The organism is Acinetobacter sp. YH12027 (assembly GCF_013420085.1).
In the GTDB taxonomy this organism is placed as follows: domain Bacteria; phylum Pseudomonadota; class Gammaproteobacteria; order Pseudomonadales; family Moraxellaceae; genus Acinetobacter; species Acinetobacter amyesii.
This window is the reverse complement of the sequence record NZ_VOYW01000007.1, coordinates 73,119-98,013: the sequence shown is the minus strand read 5'-3', so window position 1 is coordinate 98,013 and position 24,895 is coordinate 73,119. Positions and strand designations below refer to the sequence as shown.

Below are 24,895 nucleotides of genomic sequence, written 5' to 3'. Positions count from 1 at the left end.
GACATTATGCGTTTAAGCAGTTTAAAACTTTCCGGCTTCAAATCTTTTGCCGATAGCACAACTCTAAAATTTGAAGGCAACCGTAGTGCGGTTGTTGGACCGAACGGCTGTGGTAAATCCAATGTGATTGATGCCATTCGTTGGGTTATGGGTGAATCCAGTGCCCGTCAATTGCGTGGTGGCACCATGCAAGATGTTATTTTTACCGGAACGGCAAAGCGTAAACCAGTCGGGATGGCGAGTGTTGAACTGCGTTTTGATAACACCTATGGCAAGTTAGGTGGTGCTTATAATGCCTATACTGAACTGGCAGTTCGCCGTCAGGTCAATCGTGATGGTAAATCTGAATATTTCCTCAACGGCACCAAATGCCGCCGTCGTGATATTACCGATATTTTCTTAGGCACCGGTTTAGGTCCGCGTTCGTATGCGATTATTGAACAGGGCATGATCAACCGTTTGGTCGATGCCAAACCTGAAGAAATGCGCGTGTATATTGAAGAAGCCGCTGGGGTTTCTCGCTATCAAGCCCGTCGTCGTGAAACGTTGCAGCATCTAGAACACACCACTCAAAATTTAGAACGCCTCGAAGACATTGCATCCGAACTAAAGTCTCAGCTGAAAACCTTAAAACGTCAGTCTGAAACGGCGGTGCAATACAAAGAATTAGAAACCCAAATTCGCACGATTAAAATTGAAGTGCTGTCTTTCCAATGTGAACAAAGTATGCGTTTACAGCAAGAATACACGCTTCATATGAATGAGCTTGGGGAAACTTTCAAACTGGTGCGTTCTGAGCTGAACACCTTAGAGCATGACTTATCTTCCACCAGTGCTTTATTTCAACGGCTTATTCAACAGTCCACGCCATTACAAAGCGAATGGCAACAGGCGGAAAAGAAACTGTCTGAGTTGAAAATGACGCTGGAGCAAAAGCAGGGTTTATTTGCACAAAATTCGGCAAGTTTGGTGGAGCTTGAAAAGCAAAAAGTCCAAACCAAAGAACGTTTACAGCTATTAGAGTTACAACTGGAAACGCTGCAAGAACAGCAAGATGGATTTGTTGAGCAATTACAGCGTCAAGAAAGCAGTAGTCAAGATCAGACCCAGCAGTTAGCCGATTTGAAAGCTCAGTATCAACAAGCGGTTCAACAATTTGAACAATGCCGTGGGCAAGTCGAAAAGCAGCAACAGCAAAAGCTACAGATGTTGGCGCAGAGTGAACAATTGACCAAAAATATTGGTCGTATTGAGCAACAGCGTGAGACCCTGCAACAGCAAAGAAGTCAAATTCAGCATCAGGCGCAGCAAGATGAGCTGGAGCAGTATCAGCAAGATAAGCAACAGCTCGAACAGCAAATTGTGCAACAAGAGCTGGTAGTTGCCGAAACGCAGACACAGCTTGCAGCTGCACAAGAACAGCAGGCACAGCATAAAAATATGGTGCTGCAGCTAAAGTCAGAAATACAGGTACTGTTGTCAGAGCAGAAAAACCTAAACCAATTGATGATTAAAGCCAGTCCAAAGCAGCAAAGCCAGCGTCAACATTTAATGCAGCAGTTGCAGTTGAGCACGCAAGGCAAACAGCATGCGCAACTGGTCGAGAAATTTTTGTCTAAATGGCTGAGTGCTCAAGTTTTAGGACACAGTGATAATTTTCAAGACAGTATTGCACGTCAGGTCAAAGGCAGTAACCACACCGCAGCACAAATCGTTGGATTAGATGCTTTGGCGACGTGGATTGAAGCACCACAACTTTCGATCTGGCAGCAGGTCGCGATTGCTGAAACATTGACGGTGGCATTGAGTCATCAGGCTAAACTGGCTGCTGGTCAGTCGATACTCACGCTCGATGGTTATCATGTCGGTGCAGATTGGGTGATTGGTCTGGACTATGATGAGGACAGCCAAGCAGGGCAAGGTGCATTGAGCCACCGTATTCGCTTAGATGAATTGACTGAATTACTTGCAGAGCAGCAGCCAAAGCTAACGCAACTAGAAGGCCAATTGCCTGAGTTGCAAAATGCCGTACAAGCTTTACAGCAAAATCTGCAACAGCAACATAGCCAATTAAAAAATTGGCAAAAAGACATTCAAAATGCTGATGTTGCCATTGCGAAGGTACAAAGTTCCAATCAGGCTTTTGCATTACAAAAGCAGCAGTTAGAAGATCAATTACAGCAACTTGAAGCACAGCTTGAAGAAGATGCCATGCAAAAAGACGATTTGGAAATTGATCTGCATGCGCTGACAATGAAGCTTGAGCAAGCCTTGCCAAATTATAAGACCTTGCAATTCCAAGTTGAGGAATTGAGTCTAGCGCTGGAAAGTGCTCAGCAAGTGGCATTACACAGTCAGCAAGAATTGGAAATCGTGCGTCGTCAGTCTGTACAGACGAAACAACAGATTGAATTATTAGAAAAAGACACGGTCTTTTTAAAAGCGCAAACTCAGCAAATTATTGGACAGATGGAACAGGCGAAGAAATTTGTCGATCCAGTACAGTTAGAATTGCCTGCGCTTGAGTCACAGTATTCTGAACAGGCTCAAGTCACTGAACGTTTACAAAAAACCTGGAATGACTGGCAGCTTGAACTCAATAATGTTCAGAGCAAACAACAGACATTGACGGAACAACGCCATTCACATCAACAGCAAGATGAAAAATTGCGTACGCAATTGGAAGAAAAGCGTTTGGCTTGGCAATCCGCGCAGTCTGATTTGCAGCATTATTCTGAACAGCTGAAAGAAATGAACAGCGAAATGCTGACAGGTTTAAGCATTGATGTGGTATCCCATCAGCAAAAACTAGAAAAAGCACAGCAGCAGTTTGATAAATTGGGTGCAGTCAACTTGGCTGCGGCAGAAGAATATACTGAAGTTTCTAAACGCTTTGATGATTTAAGCCACCAAATTGATGACTTGCAAAAGACCGTTGAACAACTGCAAGCCGCGATGAAAAGCATTGATCAGGAAACTCGAAAGCTGTTTATGACTACTTTTGATAAGGTCAATGCTGAACTTCAAGAGTTGTTTCCGAAAGTATTTAATGGTGGTGAAGCAAGTTTAAGCCTTGAAGATGGTTGGCAATCAGGTGTAAAACTGATGGCACGACCACCGGGTAAACGAAATAGCTCTTTGGCATTATTGTCGGGTGGTGAAAAGGCATTGACCGCATTGGCTTTGGTTTTTGCGATTTTCCGCCTAAATCCTGCACCATTTTGCGTTTTAGACGAAGTCGATGCACCTTTAGACGATGCAAATGTAGGAAGATTTTGTAATCTTGTAAAAGAGCTTTCAGAACAAGTGCAATTTATCTACATTACACACAATAAACTGGCTATGACAATGGCAACTGACTTACTTGGTGTGACCATGCCAGAACCAGGAACTTCAAAATTAGTGACTGTGAATATAGAGCAAGCCAAAGAATACGGTTTAGCTGCGGAGGCATAACATGGAAATCACCACTATAGCTGGGATTGTAATCGCTGTAATTATCATGGTTGTGGGCATTCGAATGATGTTTCGTAAACCTGCGGATGCAGCGCCATCACTCGACACCGAATTACATATTGACCCTGATAGTCAGCAACCTGTTATTCCGCGCCATGTACGAAATCAGTTAAATACACCTGAAACCACGCAACGTGTAGAGCCGACTTTGGCTGAGGAAAAAGTCACAGCGGTTGAAACGACTGAAGCTGTTCAAGCGAATGTAACTCCAGAAGCAACGGCAACGGAACAAGCAGAGCAGAGCGCTGAGGCGACGGCAAAGACTGAGACGACTACGACGGATCCCGTTTCAGTTGAAAAAGCTCAAACTGCAACAGAAGACAATACATTGTCTACAGAAACAACAGAATCTGCAACGGTTGCAACTGTAGCCACCGATGCCAATCACGCAGCGACTCCTGCGACGAATGTTCAGGCTGACGCTGTTCCTGCAGAAAAAGCACCAGAATTTAGTGTAAATAGTGCAATTGAAAAAGCTGAAATTAGCGATTTTGATGAAGAAAGCAGTATTTTGGATGCTCATTTACATGAACAAAAAATTGTTGATGAAGAAAGTGCTTTAGCAACTGCGGAAACTTATATCGCCTTAAATGTGTTCCCGGATAGCCGTGCCTTGTCAGGTGAAAAAGCATTAAAAGTGTTGCTGAAGTACGGTCTGCGTTTTGGCGAAATGGCCTGTTTCCATCGCTATGATGAAGAAGGGACAAAGTTATTATTCTCTGTATTACAAATGAATAATGATGGCGCTGCGCAAGGTTTTGATCTTGAAACTTTATCGACTGAAGAAGTAAAAGGTTTGGCCTTCTTCTTAGCGCTTCCACACAGCGATGTACAAAATGCCTTTGATACTATGGACAGCATTTCACGTCTAATTGCACGTGAAATTGACGGTACTGTGTATGATCAAAATAACCAAGAATTTACACCGCAGATGCGTGAACATTGGCGCCATCAAGCGATTGATTATCGTCAAGGTCAAGCCATCGAAGTCTAAGCGTCTTTGATTGAAACTCACCGAGTGGGTTTCTATAATAGCAACAGATAATGAAATTTGAGGGCGGAGTATGAACCGCCCTTTTTTATGGTGAATGTATGACACAACAATCCACTGTCGTTGCACAGATGCGACAACTGATTCAACTCTTGGCGAAGCATAACCATGCCTACTATGTCATGGACACGCCAGAAATTGAGGACAGTGAATATGATCAACTTTTTCACCAATTAAAAGCGCTTGAAGAGCAATATCCTGAGCTAACTCAACCCGATAGCCCGACCAATAAAGTGGGTGGTAAAGCGCTCTCCAAATTTGAGTCGGTGACACATGCAGTACCCATGTTGTCATTGGGTAATGTATTTAATGCAGAAGATTTATTTGCCTTTGCACGCCGCGTAGAAGAGCGCTTACCGAATCAAAAAATTGAATATGATGTCGAATTAAAATTTGATGGGCTGGCGATTTCTCTTTGGTATGAAAATGGTATTTTGATCCGTGGTGTGACACGGGGCGATGGTGAAACAGGGGAAGATATTACCCAAAATGTAAAAACCATTCGTAATTTGCCTAAAGTACTGACTTCTACACAGACCAATATTCCAAGTCTGCTTGAAGTTCGTGGTGAAGTCCTGATGCCAAAATCAGGCTTTGAAAAGCTTAATGCTGAAAACGAAGCCAAAGGTGAAAAAACCTTTGCCAATCCACGAAATGCAGCAGCAGGAAGCTTACGTCAACTCGATCCTGCAATTGCGGCTTCGCGTCCTTTGGCTTTTTATGCCTATGGCATTGCACAGTGTGAACCACATCATGGGCAAACCACCATGTCTGCTAGCTTAGAATGGCTGACACAGTTTGGTTTTGCTGTCGGTGAACGTCACTTTATATGTGACAGCATTCAGGACGTACAAGCTGCATATGAGCAAATGATCATTGATCGTCCAAGCCTGAGCGTTGAAATTGATGGCATGGTGATTAAGGTAAACAGCCTGAAGCAACAGCAAACACTGGGCTTTTTAAGTCGTGAACCGCGCTGGGCAACGGCATATAAATTCCCTGCAGTTGCAGCGCTGACGACAGTTGAAAATATTGATTGGCAAGTGGGGCGTACAGGGACTTTAACCCCAGTCGCGCGTTTAAACCCTGTGGCAGTCGGTGGCGTAACGGTTTCCAATGTCACTCTACATAATATTGGTGAAATTCACCGTTTAGATGTACGTGTGGGTGATACAGTCAGTGTCTACCGTAGTGGCGATGTGATTCCCAAAGTGGAAAAAGTATGGCCTGAATTCCGACCTGTAGATACGGTAGAAGTTCAGTTACCTGCATATTGCCCAGTCTGCTCATCTCCAGTGGTGATGCCCGAAGGTGAAGCCTTGGCACGTTGTTCAGGTGGATTGTACTGTGCTGCACAGCGTATTGAGGCGATTCGTCACTTTGTATCGCGTAAAGCTATGGACATTGAGGGCTTAGGCGACCGTTGGGCGGAATCTCTTTTACATTTGGATCTGCTCAAAGATGTTGCTGATATTTATAGCTTGCCTGAGCATCGTGAAAAATTACTGACCATTGAAAAAATGGGTGAAAAGTCGGTTCAAAACCTCATCGATTCTATTGAAAACAGTAAGAAAACGACACTAGGTGCATTTATTTATGCACTCGGTATTCGAGGCGTGGGTGAAACCACGGCACGCATGCTCGCCAATACCTTCCAAACCTTTGATGCGATTCGTCATGCAGATCTCGAATCCTTGAAAAAAACGCCAGACGTTGGTGATATTACCGCTGAATGGATTGTCGATTTTTTCCAAGCGCCGCATAACCTCGAAGTGGTTGATCGTTTGTTGGCAGCTGGGATTCATTGGGATGCACCCGTTGCACCAAGTCGTCAGCCGCTGAATGGCGAGAGTTGGGTGATTACAGGGACATTGAGTACCATGGGTCGTGATGAAGCGACGCAAATGCTTCAAGCCTTAGGCGCACGTGTCAGTGGTAGTGTTTCGGGTAAAACCAAATGTGTAGTTGCAGGTGAAAAGGCAGGTTCTAAATTAGAAAAGGCTGAAAAGCTGGGTGTACCTGTGATGAGCGAAGACGAGTTTATTGCCTTTGTACAACAGCATAATGCTTCTTAAGTATTGAAAATCAAACCTGAAAACGTAGTTACTTTTGAACAAACGCCTGATGCATTGCATTGGGCGTTTTTATTTTTGGTGCTTAACATGATTGAGTGAGCGTGTCAGTTGTTGGTGATAGATCAGACAGCATTCCTCAACATTACTCACGAAATATTTTGTTAAAGCGTGAATGTATTGAGACACAATTTTAGCCATAAAAAAAGCAGCTCTTAGGCTGCTTTTTTTATTTAGTGATCACATTATTCTTGATCAACTTTCATTGGTTTTACATCCATTTCTTGATAGGAAACCAACTTAGTTTTGTGTTTCCACTTATAACCGAACCAAATGGCAAGGAATAAGAAAATACCAATATAGGTAGAAACAACGGCCAACCATTCACCATCTAAAACGGCTTGATAGTTCTGACCAAGGACCACGATGGCACACAAAATAAAGGCAAACCACGGTGCAAATGGGAAGAATTTTGCACGGTAAGCAAGATCTTCCAATTTATTGCCTTGAGCCAAGTAGCCTTTACGGAAGCGATAATGTGAAACTGCAATACCGAGCCACACAATAAAGCCACACATACCTGACATGTTCAGTAACCAGTTAAAGACCGCTTGTTCACCGATAAATGTGGTTAAGAAGCACAGTGCCGCAATCGCCGTTGTTGCATAAAGCGCATTCATCGGTACGCCACGTGCATCTAAGCGACCAAAGACTTTCGGCGCACTGCCTTTACGTGCCATATCAAACAGCATACGAGTAGAGGAGTACATACCAGAGTTACCCGCTGATAAAATCGCAGTCAAGATCACCGCATTCATCACCGATGCAGCAAAAGCAAAACCTGCTTTTTCATACAGTAAGGTAAATGGTGATAGTGCAATATTTTCAGTAGATGCTGCTTGTAATAAACGTGGGTCATCATAGGCAATCAGTGTGCCGATAATGAAAATACACACGATATAAAACAACAAGATCCGCCAGAAAATTTGCTTGATGGCAATAGGAATGGTCTTTTCAGGATCTTTCGATTCACCTGCAGCCACACCAACCATTTCAGTCCCTTGGAAAGAGAAACCGGCAATCATGGCCACACCAATCAAGGCAGATAAACCGCCGACAAATGGGGCTTCACCCTTGGTCCAGTTGGCAAATGTTTCTACGCCCGGTGTCAGCATGATTTTGCCAATCATAAACAGGCCGATAATGATAAAGGCAACAATTGCGAGCACTTTAACAAGCGAGAAGAAGAATTCGGATTCACCGAAGCCTTTTACGGTCAGCGCATTAATGGCAAAGACGATTGCGAGGAAAATCGCACTCCAGTAGAAGCCCGGAATATCTGGAAACCAGAATTTCATAATGAATTGGACAGCAACCAATTCAAATGCCACGGTAATTGCCCAGTTATACCAATAGTTCCAACCCAAAGCGAAGCCGAAACCACCCTCGACATACTTTGTGCCGTAGGTAAAGAATGCACCCGAAGTTGGATTATGTGTTGCAAGCTCACCTAGACTGGTCATCAAGAAGTAAATCATTATACCAATTAAGCAGTATGCAAGCAGGGCGCCACCCGGGCCTGCATTGGCAATGGTTGCACCTGAGGCAAGGAATAAACCTGTACCAATTGATCCACCAATTGCAATCATGTTGAGATGGCGAGCACCCAACTTACGCTGAAGCTGAGCTGGTTTTTGAGTTTCGCTCATCATTGTTCCTTAAGATTTTTTTGCGTGCTCGCAAACAAGACTTTAAATCCTTGTTGGTCGGCTTTGATTGTACATTGACCATAATGTTGCTCAATTAAAGTCGGATAATTGAGGAATCGATTGGCTACAATCCAAAGTTCGCCCCCAGACTTTAAATGTCTGCGCGAAATTTTGCATAGATTTTCACTGGCATTGTAGTCGGTTTGAATCCCTTGATGGAAGGGTGGATTGCTGACTATGGCATGTAAAAATAATGGAGCATCCTCGATTCCTGTGACCGCTTTAATCTCAAGTTGTTCAGGTTCAAGCAAATTTTGTTCAAATGTCATTTGTGTAGACGCTAGTGCAAAGGCATCTACATCCATGGCAAAAATACGATTTTTAGGATTCAGTTTGGCTAAATAAGCACTGATAACACCCGCACCACAGCCAAAATCTGCAATTTTGCCCGAAGTCATCTGTGATAAATAAGGCAATAAGGTAGCCGTACCCACATCTAAACGGTTCTGGCTAAAGACACCCGGCAGTGCGCAAATCGTAAGCTCACCATTTGGGGTTTCAACTGGATATTTTTGCACCCAATCTTGCAGTGGCTTCAGTGTGACAGTTTTTTCCAATAGGGTTTGCCACATTTGACAGTGACGCGCGCTATCAATTTTTAGTGTTTTACCAAAGGGCTGTAATTGTTTTGCAGCGCGTTCAACACCGCCTTTTTTCTCACCCACGAGGAAAATAGATGCACCTTGAGCAAGATGACTTGCGACATTGTGTAATAAATAATTTAGCAGTTCTTTTGATTTCGGAACAAAAATAACCGCTTGATCAAACTGACCTTCAGGAAAATCGACACCAAAATGGACGTTTGACTGTTGATTTTGAAAGTACTGAAAATCATTAAAATTCCAGCACCAAATCGATGGCTTAATATTGTCATTCAATTGACTGAGTAAGTCATCTGTCGGTGCATTTACGAAAAGCACGCGATCTTGTAATAAATCGATCTGTCGTATAACGACTTCACTTGTGAGATCCATAGATTTCTCCATCATAAAAAACACTGCCTAGGGCGGAACCTAGGCAGTGTTCTTTGACAAATGAACTTACTTCTTCACTTCAGGAAGAACAATATTCAAAATAAGGGCAGCGATACCACCAGTGGCAACGCCTGAACTGAAGATATTACGGAACAATTCAGGAAGATGTTCAAGGATTTGTGGTACTTGTGCAACACCTAGACCCAATGCCAATGAAATCGCAATGATTAATAGTGCGCGGCGGTCTAAATGAATGCCTGACAAAATATTAATACCAGAGGCAGCCACAGCACCGAACATCACCATCACAGCACCACCAAGTACGGCTTGTGGAACCGCCTGAATGACACCTGCAACAGCAGGAAGTAAGCCTAAAATAACCAATAAGGCAGCAATCCAAATGCCTACATAGCGGCTTGCAACACCTGTTAACTGAATAACACCGTTGTTTTGCGCAAATACAGAACTTGGGAACGTGTTAAAGATACCGGCAAGGAATGAGTTTGCACCATTCACCAATACACCACCTTTAATACGCTTCATCCATTCAGGGCCATCTACAGCTTGATTTGAAAGCTTAGAAGTCGCGGTAATATCGCCAATCGCTTCTAAAGATGTCACAAGGTAGATAAATGCCATTGGAATGAATAAGCTCCAAGAGAAGCTCAGGCCAAAGTGCATCGGTGTTGGAATTTGAACCAGTGGCGCATCTTTTAAACCATCAAAGTTTAAATGACCCATAAAGCCTGCAAGGATGTAACCCACGACTAAGGCAATTAGGATGGCAGAACTTTTTACCCATGTAATACGCACACGGTTCAATAAAATGATCAGTGCCAAAACGGTACATGACATGATGAGGTTGTCTGCATTGGCAAATGTTTTATTGCCCATGGCTTGATAACCACCACCCATGCTGATCAGGCCTTCTTTAATTAAAGTCAGACCAATCAATAGCACCACAATACCTGTTACCAATGGGGTAATCAGTTTTTTCACCCACGGTAAGATCCGTGACACACCCATTTCAATGAATGAACCCGCGATCACCACACCAAAGATAGATGCCATCACTGCTTCTACAGGTGTACCTGCCGCAACCATTGCAGAACCAATACCGATAATAGGACCAATAAAGTTAAAGCTGGTTCCTTGTACAATCAGGAGACCTGCACCAAATGGACCGACTTTTTTACATTGTAAAAAGGTTGCGATACCAGAGATCACCAATGACATCGACAGAATCATATTGGTGTCTTCTTTTGACACACCAAGTGCCAAACAGATCAGCAGACCCGGCGTCACAATTGGGACAATAATGGCCAATAAATGTTGAAACGCAGCGAGAAAAGCAATAAAAGGTTTTGGTCGATCATTCAATCCATAGACTAAATCGAGTTGATCTTTTGCTTCGGGAGATTGGTTTAAATCAGACATGCGGCACTGAAAATTAAGGCTAGGTGGCGCTATTCTAATCTGTTTACACAGCTTTACAAAACCAAAAGCGTACCAGTCGTCAAAAAAAATGCGATTGTCAATAAACTGTCACTACTAAAATCTATATTTTTTCTGTATAATTTGCCCTCAAACTTTAGGCGTATCGAATTCACATGTCAGATATTAAAACTCTCCGTAACATTGCCATCATCGCGCACGTCGACCATGGTAAAACTACTCTTGTAGACAAACTTTTACAGCAATCAGGTGCTCTTGGCGATCGCGCAGGCGAGATCGAACGTGTAATGGATTCTGGCGCTATTGAAAGTGAACGTGGTATTACCATTCTTGCAAAAAACACTGCAATCAAATGGTTAGACAAGCGTACTAACACTGAATACCGTATCAATATCGTGGATACCCCGGGACACGCCGACTTCGGTGGTGAAGTAGAACGTGTAATGTCAATGGTTGACTGCGTACTTCTTCTTGTTGATTCTCAAGAAGGCCCAATGCCACAAACTCGTTTCGTAACGCAAAAAGCGTTCGCACGTGGTTTGAAACCAATCGTAATTATTAACAAAGTCGACAAGCCAAACGCTCGTCCAGACTGGGTAATTGACCAAGTATTCGATTTGTTCGACAACCTTGGTGGTTCTGACGAACAGTTAGACTTCCCAGTTGTATATGCTTCAGGCCTTCGTGGTGTGGCTGGTCCATCTCCAGAAGAACTTGCTGAAGACATGACTCCATTGTTCGAAACAATTGTAGACATCGTTGAACCACCAGCGGTTGACGTTGACGGTCCATTCCAAATGCAAGTGTCTTCACTTGACTATAACAGCTTCGTAGGTGTTATCGGTGTTGGTCGTATTCAACGTGGTTCAGTGAAATTAAACACTCCTGTAACTGTAATTGACAAAGACGGTAAAACACGTAACGGTCGTATCTTAAAAATCATGGGTTACCATGGTTTAGAGCGTATCGATGTTGAATCAGCTTCTGCTGGTGACATTGTTTGTGTAACGGGTATTGATGAACTTCATATCTCTGACACAATCTGTGATCCAAAAGCAGTTGAAGCTTTACCTGCACTTTCTGTAGACGAACCTACAGTATCGATGACTTTCCAAGTAAACAACTCACCGTTTGCTGGTAAAGAAGGTAAATTCGTAACTTCACGTAATATCCGTGAACGTCTAGATCGCGAATTGATTCACAACGTAGCATTACGTGTTGAAGATACTGACAGTCCTGACCGTTTCAAAGTATCTGGTCGTGGTGAGCTTCACCTTTCAGTTCTTATTGAAAACATGCGTCGTGAAGGCTTCGAAATGGGCGTATCACGTCCACAAGTAATCATCAAAGAAATTGATGGTGAAAAACAAGAGCCATACGAAAACGTAACGTTTGACGTTGAAGAGCAGCACCAAGGCGCTGTAATGGAACAAATGGGTCACCGTAAAGGTGAAATGACCAATATGGAAGTTGACGGTAAAGGCCGTATCCGTATTGAAGCAACAGTTCCTTCACGTGGTTTGATTGGTTTCCGTTCTGAATTCTTAACTATGACTTCAGGTACAGGTATCATGACTTCTAGCTTCTCGCACTACGGTCCTATGAAACAAGGTACTGTTGCGAAACGTCAAAATGGTGTGTTGATTTCTATGGTTCAAGGTACTTGCTTGGGCTATGCACTATTCAGCTTACAAGACCGTGGCCGTCTATTCGCTAAACCTCAGTTAGAAGTTTATGAAGGTATGATCGTTGGTATTAACTCACGTTCAGACGACATGACTGTTAACCCAACTAAAGCGAAACAGCTAACTAACGTACGTGCTTCTGGTACTGATGATGCGTTGACTCTTGTTCCGCACATTGAATTTACGCTTGAACAAGCGCTTGAATTTATTGAAGACGACGAATTAGTTGAAGTAACGCCTAAGTCAATCCGTATCCGTAAACGCTGGTTGACTGAAAACGAACGTAAACGTAACCGTAACGTTTAATTTTACAGTTTCAAAAAAACCGCTGACTTAGGTTAGCGGTTTTTTTATGCATGGGCGTTTTGAATAAAAATGCAAAAATTGAATGACTTTATTCATTTAATTCGACATGCATAATTTTGATAAATCCTTTTTAATAGAATGTATTACCAAAATCAAAAATGTTTTGTGTGAATTTTTATACATGGCATTTAGAATCGAATAAAAACCAAGTAAATTAGGTGGAAATAGTTATACAGATATAATGTATACTTCGTCACAAAATTAAAGCTGAAAAAATTTCTGGAGATCACATGAGTATTATTCAAGAATTTAGAGAATTTGCCGTAAAAGGCAACGTGATGGACTTGGCTGTAGGTGTCATCATTGGTGGTGCTTTCGGTAAAATCATCGATTCAATGGTAAAAGACATTATCATGCCTTTTATTTCTTGGATCCTTGGTGGTGACGTTGATTATTCAAATTGGTTCTTAGTATTGGGCGATAACCCAAACAATTTAACCACGCTAAAAGCAGCACAGGATGCAGGCCTTAATGTTTTGGCTTACGGTAACTTCTTAACTATCTTAATCAACTTCTTGCTTTTGGCATGGGTCGTATTCTGGTTAGTGAAATTGATGAACAAATTGCGCCGTCAAAAAGTTGAAGAGCCAGCTCCAGAGGCGACTCCAGAAGATATCGAATTACTTCGTGAAATTCGTGATGAATTAAAACGTAAAGGTTAATCCTTTAGCAGTGAAAACGGCACTTTGAAGTGCCGTTTTTTATTGAATCCCTTCCGACCTTCCTTTTAAAAAGGGAGGGGAATTCCTTCTTTTCAAAGGAGGGATTTAGGAGATTAAAAATCCATCCGAAACTTAATTTCTAACAAATGCCAGCCAAACTTGCTTTTGATCGGGCCATGAAGTTCACGTTCGGGTAGGGTAAATACCGCTTTATCAATTGGGCCAACCAACTGGCCTTTTTTAATGTCGCCAAGCTCGCCACCTTTTTTACCCGAAGGGCATGTCGAATGCTGCTTTGCAATTTTGGCAAAGTCCGCACCGCCTTTGATTTTCTTTTTTAGTTGCTCACATAGTTCTTTATCTTTGACTAATATGTGGCGAACAATCGCAGACTTCATGCGTTATTTCCTTTCACGGTTTTCTTAGTCAGCATTTTAACCTTTTTTAAAGGCTGACACTCTGGGCAAAACACCGATGCACGTTGCCCTAGTTTGATATTTTGCAAGATGGTTTCACAGTTGATGCACATTTCACCGGCACGTCCGTAGGCGAGCAGAGTTTGTTGGAAATAACCATTTTCGCCCATCGCATTGGTGTAATCACGTAAAGTCGAACCGCCTAAATCAATTGCCTGTTTTAAAATACGTTTGATTTCGATGACCATTTTTTCAACTTGTTCAAAACTCAAACTCGATGCTGGCTGCGCAGGGTGTATGCCGAGGTTAAACAGGCTTTCCGTTGCATAAATATTGCCCACACCGACTACGATATGATTGTCCATGATCGATACTTTGATACTGGTCTGCTTATTTTTAAATTTTTGGAATAAGTATTCAGCATTAAACGCATCACTCAGCGGTTCAGGGCCAAGCGTGTCAATCAGTTTGCTTTGAGACGATGCATCTAACCATAAAATACAGCCAAAACGGCGTGGATCGTGATAGCGCAATTGCATATCTTCAAAATGAATTACCAGATGATCATGCTTGCGTAATGCTTCATGACCTTCACAAATCCGAAAACTACCAGACATGCCCAAATGCCACAACATGCTGTCCTGTTCAAATTCAGCCAAAATATATTTTGATCGACGGCTGAGCTGAAGCAGCTTTTGTCCGACGAGTTTTTGAATGTCGTCAGGAATAGGCCAACGCAGGCTCGACTGAAAAACCTCAACTTTGAGAACCTTTTCATTCAATAATGGCAATAAACTGGTTTTAGTGGTTTCTACTTCTGGTAATTCAGGCATAAAGGTCGAAGCAATGGGTCATTCAAGTTATGCATACTATTGGGTCTAGCCCAACAGAATGCAAGTTTCATCGCGGTCTGAGGGGATGTTTGAACAGGCTATTGATTATTAATTGTGAGAATAGTAAACCAATAAGTCACGATGATGAGTTCGAATAAGCGATCAGAATTTTAAAATTTAATTTTCAAAAATATAAGATATTGAAAAATAATAACTAAAAATATTGCATAACAATAGATTTATTTAAAATCATTTATTGATAAATTAAAGTTTTGTTAATGATAAAAATAATGCTGAGATAGAACGTGAAAAATTATGTAATTTTTGCAACATTAGATTTCAAGCCTTGTGGCTTGTCTAGAGACTCTCTCCAGATTTAGGTTTTACCATGAAAAAATACAGTCTAGCTCTTCTACCTGCATTTGTTGCAGCAGCCATGACACATGTTCACGCCGCAGAAGCATTCGACACTAAAGGTCAGTACATGCTCGGGGATTGGGATGGTAAACGTACCGAACTTGCACAACAAGGTGTGAAGTTTGAGGCCAATATTGCTGCTGATGCTGCCTATCTTGCCGATGGCGGTCGTAATCCGGGACATTCAGCAACGGTAGCCAGCCAATTGTGGTTAGGTACACAGCTTGATATGGAAAAACTCGCAGGTTGGGATGGCGTGACTGTGCGTGCTGTAATGACTGCTCGTCAAGGTCAAAGTACCTCAGTTCGTGATTTGCAAGGAGATGTTCATCAATTAGCAAATGCACAAGCCAATTTTGGTCGTGGTAATCAGAAAACTCGCTTATCTGAACTGTCTATTGAAAAGCAATTTAAACAGCAAGGCTTAAGCATTAAAGCAGGCCGTTTAGGTTTGGGCATGGACTTTAACGTGATGGGCTGTGACTTTGCCAGTACTGCGTTTTGCGCTGCGCAAATGGGTAAATGGCAAGGCAATATTTGGATGAATACCCCAGTTTCACAGTGGGGCGCACGTGTGAAGCAAGAGCTTAGCCCAGAACTTGCTGTACAAGCGGGTGTGTATGAATACAACCCTGAAAATGCTTTGGAACGCCATGGTTGGAATTTGGATACCGATGATGCCGATGGTGTAACTATTCCTGTAGAAATCATTTGGACACCGAAAGCATTGGTGAATGGTTTAGCAGGCAGTTACCGTGTTGGCGGTATATATAACACGGCTGATGATGTCAAAAATCAAAAAGACATTGCAAATCCAGCTGATGCTAAAAACCGTACTTTTGCAGGTTGGTTAGCCGTAGAACAGCAATTGACGTCGACAGGTGAAGGCAAGCAAGGTTTACATTCATTTGCAAACTTTACATGGCATGATCGTGTGACCAATAAAGTGGATAACTCACAGCAGTTGGGTTTGAAATACATTGGATTGGCCGATCGTTTACCTAACGATATGGTTGGCTTGGGCGTGAACCGTGTGCATGTCAATGATCGACTTTCTGCTGAGAAATTTGATGCAAGTGCAGAATATAATGTCGAGTTGAACTATAGCCATAACCCTACGAAATGGTTGATGATTCGTCCAAGTTTACAATATGTGATTAACCCAGGCTCAACAAATCGGGTTGATGATGCTTTCTTAATTGGTTTAAGCTCTAAGGTAATCTTCTAATGTCAAAATAGGTGCTCTATGCAAAGTAAATTTAACGTCACATCATTTAAGACACATTTACTTTGCCTGACGGCATGTATTAGCCAGCAGCTGTATGCAGAAACAGGTTCTACGGAACCTGTTTTACTTCCTGAGATTACCATTGAAGCGCCACGAACCAATACCACGTGGTTAAAAACCCCTGCATCGGTATACCGTGTACAGCAGGCTGAAAATAATAACAATACGGGTGTGAATCTGTCTGAAACCTTAAAAGGTGTGCCCGGACTACAACTGAATAACCGTGAAAACTATGCACAAGACTTGCAACTGTCTATGCGAGGCTTTGGCGCTCGTTCAACATTTGGTGTGCGTGGTATCCGTTTATATGTTGATGGAATCCCTGCGACCATGCCGGATGGTCAGGGACAGACGTCAAATATCGATATGAGTAGCTTAAATCATATCGAGGTATTGGGCGGGCCATTTTCTTCTTTATATGGCAACTCTTCGGGTGGGGCGATCTTAACAACAACCAAGCAAGGTACTGGAAAAGACTCGATCGAACTCGGCTATTCGGGCGGCAGTCATCATAAAAGCCGTGCTGATATTGTGCTGCAAGGTGGCTCAGAACAGGCCAATGAACCTAGCTATGTCGTGAGTTCTTCTTATTTTGAAACCGATGGGTACCGTGATCATAGTGCCGCAAATAAGGTACTTAGCAATGCAAAACTGACTTGGGATCTGGATGATGGTTCCAAGGTCAATTGGATTGTGAATCATGTGGATATCAATGCCGATGATCCACAAGGGTTGACTCGGGAGAAATTGCGTCAAAATCCGAAACAGCAAGTAGCATTTTTAAAGCAGTTTGATGTACGTAAAGAAATTAACCAAACTCAAACGGGCTTAACATGGAAAAAACCATTGAATGATCAGCATGAACTTAATGCAATGGTATATATGGGGCAACGTGATGTAACCCAGTATCAATCGATTCCTAAAGGTGATTATTCAATCAATTTAGGCTTAGATGAAGATGGAAATCCAATATCATCAACAAGTCAAAGAAACCCTCGCCATGCAGGCGGTGTGATTGATTTTAGCCGTGACTATTATGGAACAGATATTCGCTGGACAGGCAAAGACCTCTTGCCGAATACGCGTTTAACTGCAGGCCTTGCCTTTGATTACATGGATGAAGACCGTAAGGGCTATGAAAATTTTGATGCCAATGACAATTATGGCGTGAAAGGTGATTTACGCCGTGATGAAAATAATACCTTGTGGAATTTAGATCCCTATGTACAAGCTTCGTGGAATTTTTTACCCAATTGGACTTTAGATACAGGGCTACGATATAGCAATGTTCATTATGAATCTGACGATAAATATGTCGTGGGTTTAAATAAGGATGACAGCGGTAAAACCGACTATGACAAAGTTTTACCTTCAGCAGCATTAAGTTGGAATATTGCGCCTCAACTGAATGCCTATGCCAGTTATGCCAAAGGTTTTGAAACACCGACCTTTACAGAAATGGCCTATTCTAAAGATGACGGTATGAATTTTGATTTAAAACCGGCCAGTAGCGATAACTACGAGCTTGGGCTTAAATCACAAAATGCATTGGGGAATTTCACTGCAGCGGTGTTCCAAAGCAAAACTCAAGATGACATCGTCTCTGCAGGAAGTATCAATGGTCGTGCAACCTATAAAAATGCCGATAAAACCTTACGTGAAGGTGTGGAGCTTTCGTGGAATAAACAGCTATGGCGAGATTTAAGCGCGCAAGCAAGTTACAGTTATATCGATGCCACTTTTGATGCCGCAATTCCTGACAGTGATGTCGTCAAAGGCACCTATATTCCGGGTATTGCCAAAAACCAAGCGTTTGCCACACTGAATTGGCTGCCAGATATTGGCTTTAATGCCGGCCTAGATGTTCGCTATATGGATAAAGTCTATGTCGATGATGCCAACAGTGATGCTGCGTCGAGCTATACCGTGGTTTCTGCCAACGCTGGTTATGTGTGGAAACAAGCAGATTGGAAAGTTAAAACCTATGTACGTGTAGATAATTTGTTTGATGAAAACTATGTCGGTTCAGTGATCGTCAATGATGGAAATGGACGCTTCTTTGAACCCGCGGATGGTTTGAATTGGAGTGCAGGATTAAGTGTGACCAAAGCCTTCTAAAAGGAGAGTAATGTGGCGTTGTTATTTCAACCAATTCAGTTTGGAACATTGGGGCTGACTAATCGAATCGTGATTGCACCCATGTGTCAATATTCTGCCAATGAGCAAGGGGAGTTAAGCTATTGGCATGAACAACAATGGGCGAATTATGCCTTGTCAGGTGCCGGACTTTGTATCGTCGAGGCAACGGCTGTACAGGCAGAGGGACGCATTAGCTATGCAGACCTCGGTCTTTGGAATGATATGCAACGCGCACAGATGAAGGCACTATTGGCCAAGGTGAAATCACTTTCCCCTATGCCATTTGCTATCCAACTGGCACATGCGGGTCGTAAGGCATCGACAGATAAACCTTGGGCAGGACGTGGACAATTACCCCCAGATCATCCTCAAGGATGGCAAACTGTTTCAGCAAGTGAGTTGCCCTTTAATGTCACAGATCATGCACCCCATGCTTTAAGTCGAGATGAAATCCAGCAGATCATTCAAGACTTTGCCGATTCAGCAAAACGCGCGGTAGATGCAGGCTTTGACTTAATTGAGCTACATGCTGCACATGGTTATTTACTGCATCAATTTATGTCACCATTGTCGAATCATCGTAGCGATGAATATGGTGGCAGTTTGGAAAATCGCATTCGTCTAACCCTTGAAGTGTTCCAAGCCATGAAAAATGCCGTGCCTGAAGATTATCCAATAGGGGTACGTATTTCCGCAACTGATTGGATGGAATATACTGAAGCACCGAGTTGGGATCTAGACTCGGCTGTTGGTTTGTCAAAAGCGCTTGCACAACTAGGCACAGCCTATATTCATGTTTCTAGTGGCGGCTTAGATGTTGCGCAAAAAATTCAATTACAAGCCAGTTATCAAGTGCCTTTTGCTGAAGCCATAAAGCAAGCCGTTCAGGTTCCCGTAATTGCTGTGGGTTTAATTACCGAAGCAATGCAAGCCGAAGGCATCTTACAATATGGCATGGCAGATGCGATTGGTCTTGCTCGTGCAATTCAATATGACCCGCGTTGGCCATGGCATGCCGCTGCTGAACTCGGTGAAAACCTAAAAATTTCTCCGCAGTATTTACGCTGTCAGCCGCATGCACAAAGAAGTCAATTTACGGCTTTCTAATTTTCAAAATTTATAGCGGTCCGATCTACACTCTCAGGTTGAGGGTGTGGATAGAAGAGTCTATTACACAGGATATTTCGTATGGTCTTTGAGGTGATTGGTCCAATCTTTTTTCTTTTGGCCTTGGGATATCTGTCTGTAAAATGCAGTTTATTGAGTAAAGAACAGGTCGGAACCATTGGTGCATTTGTGATTAAGATTGCACTGCCGGCTTTGTTTTTTCAGTCATTAGCTTCTAAAGATTTGCATCAAATTTGGTATCCCGGCTATTTCTTTGTTTATACCGGAGTCACGTTTTTACTGTATGGCATGGCCTATTGGCTATTGTCGACACATTTTAAAAATAATATGTCGCAAACAGCGGTACTGTCATTAGGCGCTGGCATGTCAAATACAGGCTTAATTGGCACTGCAGTCCTAAGCTTATTGGTCGGTCAAAATGCGATGACCTATACCTCATTAATCGTCATCATTGAAAGTGTGCTGCTGATTCCAACGGTGCTGGTCCTTGCGCAATTAGGAAGTTCACAGCAAAAAGCCAATATTGGCGACATCATCAAAAATACCTTATTTACCCTGTTAAAAAATCCACTCTTTGCAGGGGTAATGTTAGGGATTGGATTTGCAATTTTCCAAATCCGTTTGCCTCATCAAATCAATGATGTACTAGCGATGTTAGGTCAAACGGCTTCACCACTGGCACTGTTTGCAATTGGTGGAGGGATTGTCGGTATGAGCTTAAAGTATGTGAATGCTCAGAGCTTCTATTTGGTGATTTCAAGCAACTTGGTGATGCCTTTACTGACTTATTTAGGCTTACGTTATTTGACCGATGTCAGCCAAGAGATGTTATATGCAGGGACGATTATTGCCGCATTACCGATGCCGACGATTTTTGCCATGCTAGGACAAGTGTATGGCTTAAATGAAAAGACCTTAACGCCTTTGTTGATGAGTACTATCTTGGGCTTTGTCGTAACAGGTGTATTAATCAGTCTGTGGTGGGCGTGATTTTGATCAGCTCAAGATTTGCTTAAACCCATGAAAAAGCCCTGCATGTGCAGGGCTTTTTTTAATGCTCAATTAACTCTTTTTCGCATTGGCTTTAGGTGCTTTGGCTTGTTCAGCAATCATTTTATCCACGGTTGCCAAAGATTCTTTGGCTTGCGGAATATTTTCTTTGGCTAATGCGCTAAATATTTTTTTAGCTTCAGGCAAATTCTGCGGGATGATATTGCCATTTACAAACATATTGCCCACCGCCATTAATGCAGGGACATAGCCTTTTTTCGCTAACTCTTGAATGCTATTCAGACCTTGCTGAATAGGCTTTTCATTTTTAGCTTTAAAGCCAGCACTGATGTCATAAAGCGCTTTGGCATGAATCGCAGGGTAGTTGCCTTTTTTAATCAGCGGATCAAGTTTACTGAGCGCCAATTTATCTGACTCAGGTTTATTTTCTGCAAAAAGTAAAATGGCATAGTCGATGGAGGCATCGTCAAACCCTGCCGAAGATGCACGTTCTAAATATTGTTTGGCCTTGTTGGTATCTTGTTTTAAGCCCAGTGTGCCCGTTGCATAATTTTTACCTAAAACATAGTTAGCAACTGGGTAGCCTTTGGCTGCAGCCTGTTCATAGAGTTGGATGGCTTTTTTCTCATCCTTCGCTACGCCTTGACCTGTTTGAGTAAGATAGCCCAAATTATAAGTGGCCTGAGCATTACCTTTTGCTGCAAGCTTGCTCAGTGTCTGGTAGGCGCCATTCATATCTTTGGCCTTGACCATAGCTTCCACTTTAGCAAATTCAGGATCGACGGCATCTGTTTTGGTTTCAGCAAAAGCCAATTGAGTGCTCATTGCTAAAATGCTTGCGAATAGGATTTTTTTCATCTTTAAACCTTTTATAAATCATACACATAATTCCATTTATGTGTTTTGGTGGTTATTTTTGTCGGTTTTTACATCATAGGTAGATTTACGTAAATGTAAAGTGAGGAATTGTGATTTAAAGCGTTTTTATAAAATAATGTTGATTGCCCTTAGCGCTTTAAATGCTATGACTTTATTGCATTAAAAGCCTTTGCAAAAAAGCAGGACTCTGATTTAATCGCGCATTGTTATTTTCTCTGAGGCAGCGCGATGTTTATTAAAGGCATTAAACGCAATTACGATAAAATCAATGCAGATGAATCGATTGCAGATGAAGATAAAATTGATGCGCTTTTGATGAAATTGGGTGCAGAGTTTTTAGTCAGTAAAGAGGATCGTGTTTATATTTTCAAAAAAGGCGATTTAGAAGCTAAATTTGATGCCAAACATGCGCGCGCCTATCATTTTAAAGAATATGTATGCAAAGACATGAATAAGTTGTTTCATGGATTTTGATTAAAATCATGATTTAAAAACGAAAACATGAGGGGGAATAAAGTTCCTCCTTATTTTTGTTTGTTGTGTGCTGCAACAGCGTATGTGATTTAAAAAACCTTAATTTTCAAAAGTATAATATTTTCTAAAAATATAAATTGAATAAAAAAGATACAAGGCATCTATGATGAATACAGATATACATGATTCATTGAGATGTATTTAAATATGATAAAAATAAGTGCCATCTTGATCCTTAGTTTCGTTTGTTCAATGACCAGTTGGGCTCAACTACCCAAGCTTGTACCTCATCCAATCCATTTAAAAAATGGCAAGCAGTTTTCATTAAATTTGCCTGCAAATTTCGAGATCATTCCTGCTGCTGAAGGTCTCAAACGGGTACGCTTTTTTTCGCAAGCGCCTGATCGCAGAATGTTTGTCACGGATATGTATGATCTAACAGATAATAAAAAAGGTACTGTATATATATTGGATGATTGGAATGCTGACACCGGTAAATTTGGCAAAATCATTCCTTATCTGACCGGTTTGAGAAATCCAAATTCAGTTCAGTTTTATACCGATGCTCAAGGACAGGATTGGCTCTATTTGGCGGAAACGGACCAACTGACACGGCAAAAATTTAGTAGAGGAGAAACTCAGCCTTCGAGTAAGGCTGAAGTTTTAGCGACATTTCCTGATTATGGTTTGAGTTATAAATACGGCGGTTGGCATCTGACGCGGACGATTGCTATCGGTGGAAATGGAAAAGTTTATGTGTCGGTTGGTTCGAGTTGTAACGCCTGTGTTGAAAAAGAAAAAGTACGAGCCTCCGTCATTGAGATGAATCCTGATGGTTCAGAGCAACGGATGTATGCGACAGGTTTGCGTAATGCTGTTGGGCTAAAATGGATCGGAAAATTTCTATTTGCAACTAATCAAGGTTCTGATCATTTGGGACGTAAAAAGCCAGATGAAACTTTTTATGCGTTAAAGCGGGATGTCGATTATGGCTGGCCCGCATGTTATTCATGGCAGGGCAAAGTCTTGGCGGATGCTAAATTTAAACGTGCATCAGGCTGTAAAAATGTTCCATCGCCCTATGCTTATTTCCCTTCGCATTCCTCAGCACTGGGTTTTGATTATTTTGATCATCCAGACACAGATGCCACCATTAAAAATGCATTTTTAGTGGCCTTGCATGGCTCTACCGACGAAGCGATTGGCCATGGCTATCAAATTGCAATTATGCGTAAAGGACAAAAACTTGAAACCTTTATGGATGGTTTTTTAGTCGGTAAAAAGGTGTATGGGCGACCTGCTGATATTTACCGAATTGATGCAAATTCCTTTTATTTTTCGGATGATCGGGGTGGGGTGGTTTATTTTGTGAGGTGGAGAGATATTTTCTGATTTTGTGAAAATCCAATAAAAAAAGTCTAAGTATAAAATAAAGAGAGGGTTGATCACTTTAAATATTCTGACATTTTTACTGACATATAAATATATTGAAATGCTGTAATACTTTGAGATATATTGGAAAATAACTGACATTTTTGCTGACAAAATTTAAGGAAAAAAATGCCTGAGCAAAGCAAAGAGTGGTTGAATGAAACTACACTACGTGTGATGACCTATAAATCTGGTTCATTCACATTTAGTCTGAGTTTAGACTACGAACGTTTACAAGGGGCAATTGACCGAGTAAATGATGCACAAAAGCGCTTTAATAAAATGCCAGGACTTCCTCAAATTATCGACCAGATGCAAGAAAAAATTCTTGCAAGTAGTATTTACAGTACGAATACTATAGAAGGTGGTGAGTTCAGCCAAGAAGAAACAGCGCAAATTTTAAAAATTGATCCAGCTCAAATCCAAAATACAGCAGAAAAAAGATTAACCAACCTAAAGCAGGCGATAGATTGGATTAATCAACATAAACACACAACACTTACTCCTAATTTGGGAAAAAATATAAGCTTGGATGATGTATTGACATTGCATCGCCTTGTTTCTCAAGATGTTGATGAAAAAAATAATCCACCTGCTCAATTCAGAAATAATCAACCTACACAAAAAACGATCGTAGGTGATGCAGAACATGGAGGGACATATCGTCCACCGAAATGCTTAGCAGATATTGAATATCTGATGTTAGCTTGGCTTGAATGGTTAAATGCCCCTGTCATTATGCAACAAGCTGTGTTGATTCGAGCAAGTCTTGCACACTATTATTTTGAATTAATTCATCCATTTTGGGATGGTAATGGGCGTACAGGGCGATTGATTGAAATGCTGATTTTGGAACAATCAGGTTATCATTTTAGTTCTTCTGCTGTATGGAAATACTATCAGGAAAATATTCACCAATATTTTGCACTTTTTAATCAATGTCGCAAGTTAGCCGATAAAAAACAAGATGATGCTCATCAAGGTTTTGTCAGATTTATGATAGAAGGTATGTTTAAAACCATTGAAAACTTACATGATCAAGGAGATGACCTTATTCGTTTTCTTCTTTATAAAAATGCATTGAATGATGCTCGTAAAAACAAAAGGTTATCTGAAAGACAAATTCAATTGATTGAAATTTATATGGCTGAAGCAATTATTGTTTCACCTACTGAACTTTATAAACGACCTATTGTTCAGATATTATTTAAAGGCAAAACAGAACGAACTTACTATCGAGATATAGAAGGAATTGTGAAAGCTGGATTTTTGAATGAATTAGAAGGGAAATTGTATTATCCATACATATAAAACAATATAGATGACATT

Annotated in this window: 18 protein-coding genes; 12 read left to right on the top strand and 6 right to left on the bottom strand. The window is 41.7% G+C overall.

From position 1 onward, the window contains the following. Positions 1-6 precede the first annotated feature (6 nt). The 3 genes from smc to ligA all read left to right on the top strand — a co-directional run bounded on the left by smc (position 7) and on the right by ligA (position 6,642). Complete coding sequence (gene smc, locus FTT94_RS03500; protein ID WP_180170235.1) at positions 7-3,456, top strand: chromosome segregation protein SMC; 3,450 nt, start codon at positions 7-9, stop codon at positions 3,454-3,456. Between the two features lies 1 nt (position 3,457). Beyond that, entirely contained in the window at positions 3,458-4,510 is a 1,053-nt protein-coding gene (locus tag FTT94_RS03495; RefSeq protein WP_180021407.1) for a cell division protein ZipA C-terminal FtsZ-binding domain-containing protein, read from the top strand. A 98-nt stretch (positions 4,511-4,608) separates the two neighbouring features. After that, entirely contained in the window at positions 4,609-6,642 is a 2,034-nt protein-coding gene (ligA, locus tag FTT94_RS03490; protein ID WP_180170234.1) for an NAD-dependent DNA ligase LigA, read from the top strand. Positions 6,643-6,884: 242 nt separating this feature from the next. On the opposite strand, the gene FTT94_RS03485 is transcribed toward ligA, so the two are convergent. From FTT94_RS03485 to FTT94_RS03475, 3 genes are all read right to left on the bottom strand, one after another. Next, positions 6,885-8,348, bottom strand: coding sequence for an amino acid permease (locus FTT94_RS03485; protein ID WP_180021403.1), 1,464 nt, complete (start codon positions 8,346-8,348; stop codon positions 6,885-6,887). Continuing rightward, the gene (locus FTT94_RS03480) at positions 8,348-9,382 is read right to left on the bottom strand and encodes a methyltransferase (protein ID WP_180021401.1); all 1,035 of its coding nucleotides are present in this window, start codon (positions 9,380-9,382) and stop codon (positions 8,348-8,350) included. Before FTT94_RS03480 ends, FTT94_RS03485 begins: the two co-directional genes overlap by 1 nt. Positions 9,383-9,448: 66 nt before the next feature. Further along, on the bottom strand, positions 9,449-10,819 hold the full coding sequence (locus tag FTT94_RS03475; RefSeq protein WP_180021399.1) for a uracil-xanthine permease family protein: 1,371 nt from the start codon (positions 10,817-10,819) through the stop codon (positions 9,449-9,451). Between the two features lie 173 nt (positions 10,820-10,992). On the opposite strand from FTT94_RS03475, the gene typA reads away from it, so the two are divergent. After that, entirely contained in the window at positions 10,993-12,828 is a 1,836-nt protein-coding gene (gene typA, locus FTT94_RS03470; RefSeq protein ID WP_078192340.1) for a translational GTPase TypA, read from the top strand. 290 nt (positions 12,829-13,118) lie between these two features. Next, complete coding sequence (gene mscL, locus FTT94_RS03465; protein WP_078192339.1) at positions 13,119-13,550, top strand: large conductance mechanosensitive channel protein MscL; 432 nt, start codon at positions 13,119-13,121, stop codon at positions 13,548-13,550. 113 nt (positions 13,551-13,663) lie between these two features. Here mscL and FTT94_RS03460 read toward each other — a convergent pair whose 3' ends face one another. After that, entirely contained in the window at positions 13,664-13,948 is a 285-nt protein-coding gene (locus FTT94_RS03460; protein WP_180170233.1) for a peptidylprolyl isomerase, read from the bottom strand. Beyond that, complete coding sequence (gene mutM, locus FTT94_RS03455; protein WP_180170232.1) at positions 13,945-14,799, bottom strand: bifunctional DNA-formamidopyrimidine glycosylase/DNA-(apurinic or apyrimidinic site) lyase; 855 nt, start codon at positions 14,797-14,799, stop codon at positions 13,945-13,947. Before mutM ends, FTT94_RS03460 begins: the two co-directional genes overlap by 4 nt. Positions 14,800-15,187: 388 nt before the next feature. Between mutM and FTT94_RS03450 the strand changes: the two genes are divergently transcribed. The 4 genes from FTT94_RS03450 (at position 15,188) to FTT94_RS03435 (ending at position 20,761) form a co-directional block, all read left to right on the top strand. Further along, entirely contained in the window at positions 15,188-16,444 is a 1,257-nt protein-coding gene (locus FTT94_RS03450; protein WP_180170231.1) for a carbohydrate porin, read from the top strand. A gap of 18 nt (positions 16,445-16,462) precedes the next feature. Beyond that, positions 16,463-18,622: a TonB-dependent receptor gene (locus FTT94_RS03445; protein ID WP_180170230.1), complete on the top strand. Its 2,160-nt coding sequence runs from the start codon at positions 16,463-16,465 to the stop codon at positions 18,620-18,622. 12 nt (positions 18,623-18,634) lie between these two features. Further along, complete coding sequence (locus FTT94_RS03440) at positions 18,635-19,750, top strand: NADH:flavin oxidoreductase/NADH oxidase (protein ID WP_168378535.1); 1,116 nt, start codon at positions 18,635-18,637, stop codon at positions 19,748-19,750. Between the two features lie 81 nt (positions 19,751-19,831). Further along, positions 19,832-20,761, top strand: coding sequence for an AEC family transporter (locus tag FTT94_RS03435; protein ID WP_180009885.1), 930 nt, complete (start codon positions 19,832-19,834; stop codon positions 20,759-20,761). A gap of 72 nt (positions 20,762-20,833) precedes the next feature. Here the strand turns inward: FTT94_RS03435 and FTT94_RS03430 are convergent, their stop codons facing one another. Next, positions 20,834-21,640: a tetratricopeptide repeat protein gene (locus FTT94_RS03430; RefSeq protein ID WP_180042212.1), complete on the bottom strand. Its 807-nt coding sequence runs from the start codon at positions 21,638-21,640 to the stop codon at positions 20,834-20,836. 249 nt (positions 21,641-21,889) lie between these two features. Here FTT94_RS03430 and FTT94_RS03425 point away from each other — a divergent pair, with 249 nt between their 5' ends. From FTT94_RS03425 to FTT94_RS03415, 3 genes are all read left to right on the top strand, one after another. Next, positions 21,890-22,135: a hypothetical protein gene (locus FTT94_RS03425; RefSeq protein WP_078191141.1), complete on the top strand. Its 246-nt coding sequence runs from the start codon at positions 21,890-21,892 to the stop codon at positions 22,133-22,135. A gap of 207 nt (positions 22,136-22,342) precedes the next feature. Next, entirely contained in the window at positions 22,343-23,527 is a 1,185-nt protein-coding gene (locus tag FTT94_RS03420) for a sorbosone dehydrogenase family protein (protein WP_180170229.1), read from the top strand. Between the two features lie 168 nt (positions 23,528-23,695). Next, positions 23,696-24,877, top strand: coding sequence for a Fic family protein (locus FTT94_RS03415; protein WP_180089184.1), 1,182 nt, complete (start codon positions 23,696-23,698; stop codon positions 24,875-24,877). Positions 24,878-24,895: the final 18 nt, after the last annotated feature.